General features: G+C 63.4%; 9 protein-coding genes. 5 read left to right on the top strand and 4 right to left on the bottom strand.

Annotation, left to right across the window (positions count from 1 at the left end):
* Positions 1-67: 67 nt before the first annotated feature.
* From spoT to R2E40_RS00175, 4 genes are all read left to right on the top strand, one after another.
* A complete protein-coding gene (spoT, locus tag R2E40_RS00190) occupies positions 68-2,185 on the top strand; it encodes a bifunctional GTP diphosphokinase/guanosine-3',5'-bis pyrophosphate 3'-pyrophosphohydrolase (protein ID WP_011704079.1) in 2,118 nt (705 codons plus the stop codon).
* A gap of 224 nt (positions 2,186-2,409) precedes the next feature.
* On the top strand, positions 2,410-3,153 hold the full coding sequence (gene trmH, locus R2E40_RS00185; RefSeq protein WP_318164470.1) for a tRNA (guanosine(18)-2'-O)-methyltransferase TrmH: 744 nt from the start codon (positions 2,410-2,412) through the stop codon (positions 3,151-3,153).
* A complete protein-coding gene (locus tag R2E40_RS00180) occupies positions 3,143-4,195 on the top strand; it encodes an alpha/beta fold hydrolase (RefSeq protein ID WP_318164469.1) in 1,053 nt (350 codons plus the stop codon). Before trmH ends, R2E40_RS00180 begins: the two co-directional genes overlap by 11 nt.
* A 93-nt stretch (positions 4,196-4,288) precedes the next feature.
* Positions 4,289-5,101: a Cof-type HAD-IIB family hydrolase gene (locus R2E40_RS00175; protein ID WP_029305093.1), complete on the top strand. Its 813-nt coding sequence runs from the start codon at positions 4,289-4,291 to the stop codon at positions 5,099-5,101.
* A 47-nt stretch (positions 5,102-5,148) separates the two neighbouring features.
* On the opposite strand, the gene R2E40_RS00170 is transcribed toward R2E40_RS00175, so the two are convergent.
* On the bottom strand, positions 5,149-5,463 hold the full coding sequence (locus tag R2E40_RS00170) for a hypothetical protein (RefSeq protein ID WP_318164468.1): 315 nt from the start codon (positions 5,461-5,463) through the stop codon (positions 5,149-5,151).
* A 204-nt stretch (positions 5,464-5,667) separates the two neighbouring features.
* Here R2E40_RS00170 and R2E40_RS00165 point away from each other — a divergent pair, with 204 nt between their 5' ends.
* On the top strand, positions 5,668-7,311 hold the full coding sequence (locus R2E40_RS00165; protein ID WP_318164467.1) for a methyl-accepting chemotaxis protein: 1,644 nt from the start codon (positions 5,668-5,670) through the stop codon (positions 7,309-7,311).
* Positions 7,312-7,315: 4 nt separating this feature from the next.
* Here R2E40_RS00165 and R2E40_RS00160 read toward each other — a convergent pair whose 3' ends face one another.
* The 3 genes from R2E40_RS00160 to R2E40_RS00150 are packed head-to-tail and all read right to left on the bottom strand — an operon-like array spanning position 7,316 to position 12,226.
* Positions 7,316-8,593 carry a sigma-54 dependent transcriptional regulator gene (locus R2E40_RS00160; RefSeq protein ID WP_318164466.1) on the bottom strand — a complete coding sequence of 426 codons (1,278 nt, stop codon included), beginning with the start codon at positions 8,591-8,593 and terminating at the stop codon, positions 7,316-7,318.
* Positions 8,577-11,012: an ATP-binding protein gene (locus R2E40_RS00155; RefSeq protein ID WP_318164465.1), complete on the bottom strand. Its 2,436-nt coding sequence runs from the start codon at positions 11,010-11,012 to the stop codon at positions 8,577-8,579. The genes R2E40_RS00160 and R2E40_RS00155 overlap by 17 nt, the downstream gene beginning before the upstream one ends.
* A complete protein-coding gene (locus tag R2E40_RS00150; protein ID WP_318164464.1) occupies positions 11,009-12,226 on the bottom strand; it encodes an ABC transporter substrate-binding protein in 1,218 nt (405 codons plus the stop codon). The genes R2E40_RS00155 and R2E40_RS00150 overlap by 4 nt, the downstream gene beginning before the upstream one ends.
* Positions 12,227-12,265: the final 39 nt, after the last annotated feature.

The following is a 12,265-nucleotide window of genomic DNA, read 5'->3' as shown; positions in this document are numbered from 1 at the left end:
ACCTCGCAAACTCAGGACTATACCCTCTATATCCACGGATTGCCGTTTCACCGCTGCGGGGACTGTCTTGTATTTATTTGAAAATCTTAAAGAAATAGCCAGTTCCTACCTGCCACCCGAGCAGGTGGAGAAGCTCAGGCAAGCCTATGTGGTGGCCCGTGATGCTCACCAGGGACAGATGCGTTCCAGCGGCGAGCCCTATATCACCCACCCGGTTGCCGTTGCCCGCATTCTTGGCGACATGCGCCTCGATCATGAAACCCTGATGGCCGCCGTGCTGCACGATGTCATCGAAGATACCCCTGTCACCAAGGCCGATCTGGCCGAACTGTTTGGCGATGCCGTCGCCGAGCTGGTAGCGGGCGTCTCCAAGCTCGACAAGCTGAAGTTTCGCGATCGCAAGGAGGCCCAGGCCGAGAACTTCCGCAAGATGGTGATGGCCATGACCCAGGATATCCGGGTCATCCTGATCAAGCTGGCCGACCGCACCCACAACATGCGCACCCTGGGCTCCCTGCGGCCAGACAAACGCCGCCGCATCGCCCGGGAAACCCTCGAAATCTTCGCCCCCATCGCCAATCGCCTCGGTATTCACACCATGAAGAACGAGCTGGAAGAGCTCGGCTTCGAGGCGCTCTACCCCATGCGCTCGCGCGTGTTGCGCGAATCGGTGCGCCGCGCCCGCGGCAATCGCCGTGAAATCATCGACTCCATCCAGAGCGAGATTGAAGGCCGGCTGCGCGAGGCTGGCATCGAATCCCAGGTCAGCGGCCGCGAGAAGAACCTGTTCTCCATCTACAACAAGATGGAGAAAAAAGAGCTGCAATTTCATGAGGTAATGGATATCTACGCCTTTCGTGTGAGGGTGAAGGACATAGATACCTGTTACCGGGTGCTGGGCCAGATGCACAGTCTCTACAAGCCCCGCCCAGGCCGCTTCAAGGATTACATCGCCATCCCCAAGACCAACGGCTACCAGTCGCTGCACACCTCCCTGGTGGGGCCGCACGGGGTGCCGGTGGAGGTGCAGATCCGCACCGAATTCATGGATCAGATGGCCGACAAGGGCGTCGCCGCCCACTGGGCCTACAAGCAGGATGGCGACAGCTCGGGTACTACCGCCCAGATCCGCGCCCAACGCTGGATGCAGAGCCTGCTCGAGCTGCAGCAGAGTGCCGGCAGCTCCTTTGAATTCATCGAGGGGGTCAAGACCGACCTCTTCCCCGACGAGATCTACGTGTTCACGCCGGAAGGGCGCATCATGGAGCTGCCCGCTGGCGCCACCCCGGTGGACTTCGCCTACACGGTGCACACCGACATCGGCCACGCCTGCGTCGGTTCGCGGGTCGATCGCCACCCCTATCCGCTCAGCAGCCCGCTGCACTCCGGCCAGACGGTAGAGATCATCACGGCGCCGGGCGCTCGTCCCAACGCGGCCTGGCTCAACTTCGTGGTGACCACCAAGGCCCGCTCCAAGATCCGCCAGTTCCTCAAGAACCTGCGCACCGAAGAGTCGGTGGTGCTGGGTCGCCGCCTGCTCAACCATGCGCTCGGCGCCAAGAACATCGAAGACATCCCGGAGCCGCGCATCAAGCAGGTGCTGGCCGACACCAAGCATGAGAACCTGCAGGGCCTGCTGGCCGACGTGGGCCTTGGCAACGCCATGAGCGTGATGGTGGCGCGCCGCATGCTGGGGGATGAGCTGCCACCGGAAGAACAGCCCAAGTCCAGCAGCAAGAAGATGCCGATCAAGGGGGCCGACGGCATGCTGGTCACCTTCGCCAACTGCTGCCGCCCGATCCCGGGGGATGCCATCATCGCCCACATCAGCCCGGGCAAGGGCCTGGTAATCCACCAGGAAGCCTGCCGCAACATCAAGGGCTACAGCAAGGAACCGGACAAGTACCTGCCGGTACAGTGGGAAGTGGACAAGGAGCAGGAACAGGAGTTCCGCACCGGCATCAGCATCGAGATCGTCAACCACCAGGGCGCCCTGGCGGAGCTGGCCAACGTGATTGCCGCCACCGGCGCCAACATTCACGCCATCAGCACCGAGGAGAAGGATGGCCGGGTCTATCTGGTCACCCTGCTCATCACCACCAAGAGCCGGATCCACCTTGCCAACATCATGCGCAAGATCCGGGTGATGCCGAACGTGCTCAAGGTGAGCCGACAGAAAAACTGACCACAGGCGGCGCAAGCCGCCTGCTGCTTTTCAAGAGACAAGCTTGGCCCACCGCCGCAGGCACACCCGTTCAACTTGGCGGGTGGGCAAGCCCGACGCCGGCAGAGCCGACATGACCGCGAAACGCGTCGAACGAATTTACGACAGGCTGGCCCGGTGCCAGCCCGATTTGATCCTGTGCATGCCAGCGATGCGTGCACACACCTCACGACATAGAAACCGATATGACTCCTGAACGCTTCAAGCGCATCACCGACATGCTGGCCCAGCGCCAGCTCGATCTGACCGTCTGCATGGAAGAGGTCCACAAGCCGCACAACCTGGCCGCCATCGTGCGCACCGCCGATGCCATCGGCATCCATCGGGTGCACGCGGTCTGGCCCAAAACCTGGATCCACAAGCGCAAGGGTACCGCCCGCGGCAGCCAGAACTGGGTGGACGTGAAGCTGCACCCGGACATCGGCAGTGCAGTGGCCGAGCTGAAAGCCTCCGGCATGCAGATCCTGGCGACCCACCTCTCCGACAGCTCGGTGGATTTTCGCGCCATCGACTACACCAAGCCCACCGCCATCCTGGTGGGTCAGGAGAAGCACGGCATCGGCGAAGAGGCGCTGGCCCTGGCCGATCACCATATCGTCATCCCCATGGTGGGCATGGTGCAGTCTCTCAACGTCTCGGTGGCCGCCGCCGCCATCCTCTATGAGGCCCAACGCCAGCGCGAACTGGCCGGCTGCTACCAGCGCGGCTGCCCGCTCGACCTGGAGGAGCAGAACAGCATACTGTTCGAGGGGGGCTACCCCATCTATGCCCAGCTCTGCAAAGAGAAAGAGATGCCCTACCCCCAGCTCGGCTCGGCCGGTGAAATCCTGGCAGACGAGCAGTGGTGGCAGCAGATGCAGCTGACCCGCAAGGGCTGGGCTGCCCAGCAATCGGATGACCCCTCGGAAGAGTACGCTGATGAAGCTTAACCACCTGCCCCTGCTGGCCCTGACCCTGTTTTCTGCCGGAGCCCTCGCCGTGACCAATCCCTATCAGCTGACGCCGGAAGCCGACGTCGCCACCCTCCATCAGCAGACGCTACCCGACTTCTGGCGCCAGCACGTCGTCGAGAGCGCCTTCAAGGGCAAGGACGGGGTCACCATCCGCTATGCCGCCCTGCGCCAGGCCAAGGTCGATCGCGCCATCCTCATCGTCAACGGCCGGGTTGAAAGCTACCTCAAGTATCAGGAGCTGGCCTGGGATCTGTGGCGCCAAGGCTACAGCCTCTACCTCATCGACCACCGCGGCCAGGGCTTGTCCGATCGGCTGCTGGCCGACCAGGAGAAGGGCTATGTCGACCAGTTCGACGATTATGTGCTCGATCTCAAGCAGTTTCATGACGAGGTAATCGCCCAGGACCAGCCCGCCAAGCTGTTCCTGCTGGCCCACTCCATGGGCGGTGCCATCTCGGCCCGCTATCTGGAGCGCTGGCCCGATGATATCGAGGCTGCCGTGCTCTCCTCCCCCATGATGGGCATCAACCTCGGCGGCCTGCCCAAGTGGCTGGCCAAAGGGCTGGCCAAAGGGCTGGCGGCCACCATCGGCACGGTCGGCGGCTGGCTGGGCGAGCCTCCCTACGGCCCTGGTCAGGGCCCGTACGAGAGCCACGACTTTGCCGACAACGGTCTGAGCCACAGCGAAGCCCGCTATCAGGCCTTCCGCGAGCTCTATGAGCAGCGCCCGCAGATCAAGTTGGGAGGTGCCACCGCCCACTGGATCTATCAGGGACTGACGGGGGCGGACGCTGCCGTGGCCGAGGCTGGTGCCATCAAGACGCCGCTGCTAGTGCTGCAGGCCGGTGACGACGGCGTGGTGGACAACGCCGCGCAGGATGCCTTCTGTGCGCTCGCTCGCTGCGAGGGAGGCAAGCCGCTACGCATAGAAGGGGCCTGGCACGAGCTGTTCATGGAGGCCGATCCCCAGCGCCAGGCCGCGCTCAACGCGACTCTGGCCTTCTTCGCACGCTACTAGCGGCTGGTTATTTTTTGTATCCCTAAATAAATGGGGTCGCGGGAGCGGTTGCTGTACACTGCTCCCGCTTTCATTCGTAACCCCGAGGTGATGATGTATAAGGTCGTTGTATCCGATCTCGATGGCACCCTGCTCAACGGGCAGCACCAGATCTCCCCCCGCACCCGCGATACCCTGCACCGTCTGGTGGATCAGGGGATCAAGTTCGTGGTGGCCACCGGCCGTCACCATGTGGATGTGCGCAGCATCCGCGACACGCTCGGGCTCGACATCTATCTCATCACCTCCAATGGCGCCGTGGTGCACGACAAGCAGGATCAGCTGATCTTCAACCAGGCCCTGCCGGACAGCGTGGCGGCCGAGCTGATCGCACTGGAGCGTGACCCCTCCATCCATATCAATCTCTACTACGGCGACGAGTGGCTGGTAGAAGAAGAGATGCCCTGGCTGCTGCAGTTCCATCATGAATCCGGCTTCAGCTATCGCCTGACCGATCTCGCCAGCCACCCGCTGGACAAGGTCAACAAGGTGTTTTACATCGGCGAGCACGAGAAGCTGCTGCAGATCGAGGCAGAGCTGAACCAGCGTTATGGTGATCGGCTCAACGTCACCTTCTCCCTGCCGGACTGCCTCGAGGTGATGCACGCCGGGGTGCACAAGGGCAATGCCGTGCGCGCCGTGCTGGAGCAGCACGGGCTGGAGATGTCCCAGGCGGTGGCCTTCGGCGATGGCATGAACGACTTCGAGATGCTGAGCATGGTCGGCCGCGGCGTGGTGATGGGCAATGCCCACGACCGGCTCAAGCTGGCGCTGGCCAACCACGAACAGACCCTGAGCTCCGACGAGGATGGCGTTGCCGTCTATCTGGAGCAGTTGTTCGCCCTGCAGGGCGTCAACGTCGCCTGAGACAAGGCGCCATGAGCAGCTCTGCGGCTCATGGCGCACTACCCCCTTCAGCGGCTGAAGCGATGGCCGCAGACCCCACAGCGATACTGGCGGGACAGGCGTCGATCCAGGGAGCGCCCCAGCCACAAGCCCACACCACCGCCGGTAGACCCGCCCAGCAGGGCACCACCCAAGGCACCGACGATGGCGCCGAGCGGCACGCCTATCCCCCCCAGTGCGGCTCCCATGCCGGCCCCCACCTTGGCAAAGCTGGCGGCACAGGCAAAGCCGCCTGCGGCACCGCATCCCAGGGCGCACGCCCTCCCCACCCGCTCATCCAATGCCTTCTCAACCCCTTCCTTCAAACATCTCGGACATCTCATGATGCACCCCTTGGCCGACAGAATGGAATTCGCTGTTCGTTCCATGAGCAAGTGTCGCTCTTATCTGGCGCGGCCGCACCCGGTTATGTGCCGGTAATAACTCAAATTTTTACGAATCCCCCCCCATAGTGTGACCCTCGTATAAGCCCCGATGATGCCGTGCCCAGATAATGGAACATCACCCATCACCCCAGTGAGCCCCCCATGGCACTCCTCAATCGCTTGTCCCTCACGACCAAGACCCGTCTCCCCGTCGTGATCGTGCTGATCATCATGTCCAGCGTGGTCGCCGTCGCCCACTCCAGCTTCACCGAACAGTTGCGGGTCAACCACACCGTTGTCGACCAGATACTGCCGGTGCAAGATGCGCTAGAGGATGCCTATCGCGACCTCTATCAGGTCATCGCGGCAGGTCAGGGGCTGGTCGTGGGTGGCCTCACCACCGACAACGTGGCGCATCAGAAGGCGGAGTTCATCGATAACGGCCATAAGGCGAGAGACCGAATAAGCCAAGTGCAAACCCTGATCGATGCGGGCCTCATCGGCAAGCAGCACCAGGCCACGCTGGACCTCATGCTGGCGGAGTTCGACCGCTGGATCGCCCATTATCAGACGGTGTTCGACGCCCCCCACGAAAACCACCATCTGCTTGCCAGCCAATTCCAGGCCTCGCAGCAGCAGTTCACCACCATCCGCCAGCAGCTCAATCTGCTCAAGGACGCCATCGCGCTTTCCCAGCAGGATTTGAGGCAAGAGGTGCAGGCATCGAGTCAGCATGCGCAACAGGTGTTGAGCCTGGGCACGCTGATCGCCGTTGTGCTGGCCCTGTCGCTCACCTGGTCGGTCACCCGACTGACCCTCAAGCCCCTCAACCAGATGCAGCAGGCACTGGAGGACATTGCTCAGGGCGAGGGCGACCTCACCCGCCGCCTCACCATCACCTCGCGCGACGAGATAGGCACCCTCGCCGCCACCTTCAACCGCTTCATCGACCAGGTACACAGGATCGTCTGCGACGTCAACCAGACCACCAGCACGGTGCAATCGGCCTCGCGCCAGTTGCACGGCCTGATGGAAGAGATGGTCGTCCATGCCGAGGAGCAGCAGCGCCAGAGCGATCAGATTGCCACCGCCGTGGGGGAGCAGAGTGCCACCAGCGCCCTCATGGTGGAGCACGCCAGCCAGACCGAAAACGCCTCCGCCGAGGCTGCCTGCCAGGTGCGCAACGCCACGACGGATCTGATGAACACAGTCGCGGCGATGGAGGCGCTGGCACAGGACATTCACGTCTCGGAACAGGGCATCCAACGGCTGGAGCAGGATGTCGAGCACATTTCATCCGTGCTGGCGGTGATCCGCGGCATTGCCGAACAGACCAACCTGCTAGCACTCAACGCCGCCATCGAGGCCGCCCGGGCCGGAGAGCAGGGCCGCGGTTTCGCCGTGGTGGCCGACGAGGTACGCACCCTGGCCAGCAAGACCCAGCACAGCACGGGGGAGATCCAGCAGATGATCGAACGGCTGCAGCAGGGCAGCCAGCAGGCGGTGCAGAAGATGGGGGCCAGCAGCCACAGCGGCACCCAGGCCGTCGCTCAGGCGCATCAGACCCGGGAGAGCCTGGGTCAGATGACCCAGGCGATCACCATCATCAACGAGATGAACGGTCAAATCAGGAACGCCGCCCACGAACAGAGCGGCGTCAGCACCGAGATCAACCACAACCTGAGCGTGGTAGCGGGCAATGGTCGCGCCATGCTGGAGAATCTAGAGATCATCCGCCAGACCTGTGGCCAGTTGGAGGACCAGAGCCAGCAACTAGCCACCCGAGTACAGCAGTTCAAACTTTGAGTGCTCAACCGGCCGGCTTGAACCGATCCTTGTCGAGCTGGTGCTTCTTCATGCGCAGATAGAGCTTCTTGCGCGGTATGCCGAGGTACTGGGCTGCCTCGGTCACCCGCCCAGAAAAGAGGAACAGGGTATCCTCGATCACCCGCCGCTCGAACTCTTCCACCAGGTCGTCCAGCGGCTCCTTGGCGCTGGTCAGGGGCATGGCCCGCTCAGCACCGGCCAGCTTGACGATGCCCACTGCATAGAGCTCGGCCACGTTGCGCAGCTCGCGCAGGTTGCCGGGCCACTGATGCCGTTTGAGCGTCTCCAGATAGGCGCGCCCCACCGCCGGCACCGGCCGGCCGATGCGCTTGCAGCCTTGATGCAGAAAGGCCCGGAACAGGGGGATGATGTCACAGCTGCGCTCCACCAGCTTGGGCAGCCTGAGCCGCACCTGGGAGAGGAAGTAGTAGAGCTCCGGCATCAGCAGCTGACGCTCCACCAGCACCTCCGGCGACTCGTCGAACAACGCTATGGTGCGCAGCGGCTTGCCCCCCTTGCGCTCCTGATCCAGCAGATGGTTGCCGAGCCAGCGCTGGCAGTCGGCACTCAGGCGTGCCGGGGATTGCAGCACCAGGGTACCCTGCCCCGCCAGTGCCAGGCTGGCCTGCACTTCCGCCAGGCTGGGGGCCGAGACACAGTCGTGCAGCTGGAAGGCTTGCTCCCGGCGGGCGCTGATCCGGTGCAGCAGCCGGGCCAGGGTGTGCCGGCCCGAGCCGGCAGGCCCTTCCAGCAGCAGGTCCTTGTCGGTCTGTGCCAGCTGGTTGAGCTGGCTGCGAAGCGCCACTATCTGCGGACTGGTGCCGATCAGCTCGTCATCCACCGTCGCCTGGATCTCGCTGCGGCGCGCCAGCACGGCGCTGCGCTGTCGGCAGGCCCGCTCCAGCAGGCCCAACAGATCCTGCGGATTGAGCGGTTTCTCCAGAAAGTCGAATGCCCCCTGCTTGACCGCCCGCACCGCCAGCGGGATATCCCCATGGCCGGTGATCATGATCACCGGGATCTCGGCGTCCAGCGCCTGTACGCTGGCCAGCAGGTCCATGCCATTCATGGCCGGCATGTAGATGTCAGAGACCAGCACCCCTGGCCACTGATCTGCCAGCAGCGCCAGCGCCTCGTGGGGCGAAGTCGTCGCCCTGGGGTGGTAGCCGGAGAGCCGCAGCAGGTGGCAATAGGATTCCAGCACGTCCTCGTCATCGTCCACCAGCAGCACGTTGGCAGGACGGTTAGCGGGCAACAGCATCGATGGCGTTCTCCTCGTTCTGATGGGCGATCGACCCGGCAGGGTCGACCGCCGCCAATTCCACTATCACCATGGCGCCGCCAGTCAGCACCGAGCCCAGCATGATTTCGCCGCCGCAACGGGCCAGCAGGGAGCGGCAGATGGTCAACCCCAGACCCAGCCCGACCTCCTTGGAGGTGGTGAAGGGGGTGAACAGCCTGGGTAGGATCGCCTCGCCGAAGCCGGCACCGCTGTCGACCACCGCCAGCCGCAGCCGGGCCTCGCTTCGTTCCAGCAACTGCAGCCGGATCTCGCGCCGCACCAGCCCGGCCACCGCATCCAGCCCGTTCACCAGCAAGTTGACCAGTACCTGCTCCAGCAACACGGGGTCGGTCTCGAGCCAGAGCCCGTCCGGCAGTTCGTTGCAGAGGGTGCAGCCATCGCGCTTCGCTCGCGTCTCCAGCAGCAGCATGGCCTGTTCGGCCAGCGCCCCCAGTTCGAGCCGAACCCGCACCTCCTCGGCCGGCGACTTGCGGGCGAAGTGGCGCAGGGCATTGATGATCCGGCTCATGCGCCGCCCAAGCTTGTCGAGCCTGCCCAGATCCTGGTCCAGCGCCTGCAGCTGACCGGCGGCGAGCGCCGTCCGGCTGGTGTAGAGGTAGGTCATCATCGCCGACAGCGGCTGGTTCAGCTCGTGGGCCAGGCTGGTCATCGCCTGCCCTACCACCGCCATCTTGGCCGCCTGGATCAACTCATCCTGGGTCTGCAGCAGGGTGCGCTCCGCCTGCTGGCGCTGCACCACCTCCTCCGCCAGCAGCCGGTTGTTCTCGGTCAGCTCGCGGGTCCGCTCCGCCACCCGCAGGCTGAGCTCCCTGGCCGTCAGCTCCTGACGGGTGACATCCGTGATGGTGATGATGAACCTGTACCCGCGCCCCTGCTCGAAGCGACGCAGGTGGAGGTGCAAAAAGCGGGGAGTCTCGTCCTGTCCGCAGGCCAGGGTGCACTCGCTGTGACCGAAGCGGTGCAACGGCTGGCCCGCCCCGAACTGATCGACCAGCACTGTGCTCGCCTCTGGCGGAAAGGCCCGCCACAACGGCTGGCCCGGTTCGACGCCGGTCTGCTGGAACAGGGTGAGCGCGCTCGGGTTGACCGACTCTATGGTGCCATCCGGATGGCAGGTGATGAGGCAGGCCTGGGTGTTGTTGATGAGGTTGAGGGCATTGGCCCGCTCCATCTGCTGCAACTGCAAGCTGAAGTGGCGCAGGCTGTCGCCCAACTGGCCGATCTCGTCCCGGCCGCTGGTACTGACCGGCACATCCAGCCGGCCTGCTGCGACCTGGGCCAGCTCCAGCCCCAACAGATCGAGCCGCTTGATCAGCCGGCGGCCGATCAACACCACCAGCACGAAAATGCTGAGCAACAGGGTGAGCGCCAGCACCACCAGGATCACCAGCTTGCCGGTCGCCACCAGCTGGCTGCTGTCCTCCCCCAGCGCACTGAGGGAGCGGTTGGCGTCGCTCACCATCAGGCTGACCCGCTGGTGATAGCGCGACACGGCATCATCCAGCCGGGGCCGCAGGGCCGTCAGCTGTTGATGGGTCTGTACATCCGCCAGCAGCAGCCGGTGCAAGGGGCCATCCGGCTTCACCAGGGTGATGATGTCCTGCAGGATCTGGCGGTAACTCACGGTCGAGGGGTACTCCGCCAGCCGCGAGGTCAGCTCGTCTATCTCGTCAATCTTGTAACCGATGAACAGAAAAGTGCTCTCCAGATCCTGCTGATAGCGTTGGGCGATCACCTCGCCTACCAGCGACTGCAGCTCGTTTTCCTTGAAAGTAATGTCCTGCAGGGTAGAGAACTCCTTGATGACGTTGCCAAATTCGTCCATGTCGTCCGGGTTGGCCACCATGCCGGTCAGGTGCCATTCCACCTCCTGCAGCAGAGGGGCCACGTCATCCACCAGGTCCTGGTGCAGCCAGTTGCTGCGCTTCTGCAGTTGCTGCAGGGTCTCGGCGTGCGCTATCTGCTGCTTGAGATAACGCCCGTGATCCGCCACCAGCGCGCTCAACTCCTCGAATGCCTGGCGCTGGGAGGGGGTCTCCTGATCCCCCGGGGTGCTCAGCAGGTAGGCGCGCTGGATGTCCCGCAGCGTGCTGGAAATGGCATTGGAGAGGTGCTGGTACTGCACCGGGTCCCGGGTATCGCGCAGCTGGGCCAGCAGCAACAGCAGGCGGGAGCTGGCCCGCTCCAGCTGGTAGGCGCTGCCGATGGCGGGCAGACTCTCTTCCACGATGAGGTGGATCTGCCGGCCCAGCCGATCCCACATCACATAGGCAGCCATACCCATGGCACCGGTCAGGGCCGTGATGGTCACGAAGGCGAGGATGAGCCGCCGTCCCAGGCTGCGCGGCATGGTCAGCAGGCGCCTCAGAGACCTCATGGTCTGGCCGCCTGCTCGACCAGGCGCTGCGCCTCGTGCAAGCGCGCCTCGGTCGCCTGGCGCCACTGATGCATCACTTGCTCTACTTGCGGATTGCCCTGCTCCCGATCATAGAGACCGTCAAACAGCGCCAGCAACGCCGGATCCTTTGATTCCTGCTCGCTCAGCGGCGGCATGCTCGCCTTGGCGACAGCCTGTTCCAGCAGCGCGACCCGCCAGGGCTCGCCATGGGTATTCAGGCCGTTGATCCCCTGCCAGGTCATCTTCAGCCGAGGCAACTGCTGGGTGATGGCCTGTTCGAACAGGGCCTTGAGCAGGCCGGCCCGCCGATAGAGCAGCCCCTTGTCGGTGACGTAGCGCGCCTGCCGGGCCAGCCGGGGCTGGCTCAGCGTGGCCTTGGCCATGCCGGGGGTGGCGATGATCGCCTGCCCCTGCTCCGAGAGCAGATACTGGATGAACAGAGCACCGTTTTTAGGATTGGCAGTGCTGCGAGGCACCCCCAGGTAGGTCGGCAGGATCACCGAGTCGGGCATGATGTTGAAGCCAACGTGATCGAAACGGGCCTGGCTGTTGATGGCGTAGCTGTCGATCACCAGCCCGGCCCCCGCCAGCCCCCGGCTGATACCGTCGCTCACCCCGAAGCTGCGCGCCGTGATGGCCGACAGGTTGCCGCCCAGCCGCATCAGCAAGGCCCAGCCCTGTTGCCAGCCATATTGCTGCAATACGCTCTCCACCATCATGTGGGTGGTGCCGGACTGGGAGGGTGAGCTCATCATCACGTGCCCCATGAAGAGCGGGGATGCCAGCTGCTGCCAAGTGGTTGGCTGTGGCAAGCGATATTTAGCCAGATAATGGCGGTTATACATGATACCGCTGCTGGAATAACCAACTACGGCCACTTTATTACTTAATCCCAGCGTGTGGGGGCTTAACCACTCGGGAGGAATAGTGGAAATTGGCAAGGGTGCCAGTAACCCCTCTTTGTCCAGCGTGTTAAAAAATGTTGGCGAAGATGACATGATAATATCTATCGACAACGCTTCCGCCTCGGTTAATAAGCGTAGAGAAGGCATAATTCGGCGATAAATAACCTCGACTCGGATATCTGGATGCTTTGCAACAAAGCCATCGATGGCCGCATTGACCGGTGTTTCCGAAAAAGAGGTGAGTATGGTCAGCGGCGCAGCCTGAATGGCCCCAAATGGGAGCAACATTACGGCAAGACTCAAGGGTATCAGTCGGCAAAATAGGGA

Origin of the sequence: Aeromonas sp. CD, assembly GCF_033349375.1 — a bacterium.
Lineage (GTDB): Bacteria > Pseudomonadota > Gammaproteobacteria > Enterobacterales > Aeromonadaceae > Aeromonas > Aeromonas hydrophila.
Note: the sequence above shows the minus strand (reverse complement) of the source record. Positions and strands in the feature narration are given on the sequence as shown.

What these genes read in the sequence shown, in the direction of transcription:
- R2E40_RS00170 (WP_318164468.1), bottom strand. Translation starts at nt 5,463, where the DNA reads ATGAGATGTCCGAGATGTTTGAAGGAAGGGGTTGAGAAGGCATTGGAT.
- R2E40_RS00155 (WP_318164465.1), bottom strand. Translation starts at nt 11,012, where the DNA reads ATGAGGTCTCTGAGGCGCCTGCTGACCATGCCGCGCAGCCTGGGACGG.
- R2E40_RS00180 (WP_318164469.1), top strand. Translation starts at nt 3,143, where the DNA reads ATGAAGCTTAACCACCTGCCCCTGCTGGCCCTGACCCTGTTTTCTGCC.
- R2E40_RS00160 (WP_318164466.1), bottom strand. Translation starts at nt 8,593, where the DNA reads ATGCTGTTGCCCGCTAACCGTCCTGCCAACGTGCTGCTGGTGGACGAT.
- R2E40_RS00165 (WP_318164467.1), top strand. Translation starts at nt 5,668, where the DNA reads ATGGCACTCCTCAATCGCTTGTCCCTCACGACCAAGACCCGTCTCCCC.
- trmH (WP_318164470.1), top strand. Translation starts at nt 2,410, where the DNA reads ATGACTCCTGAACGCTTCAAGCGCATCACCGACATGCTGGCCCAGCGC.
- R2E40_RS00175 (WP_029305093.1), top strand. Translation starts at nt 4,289, where the DNA reads ATGTATAAGGTCGTTGTATCCGATCTCGATGGCACCCTGCTCAACGGG.
- R2E40_RS00150 (WP_318164464.1), bottom strand. Translation starts at nt 12,226, where the DNA reads ATGTTGCTCCCATTTGGGGCCATTCAGGCTGCGCCGCTGACCATACTC.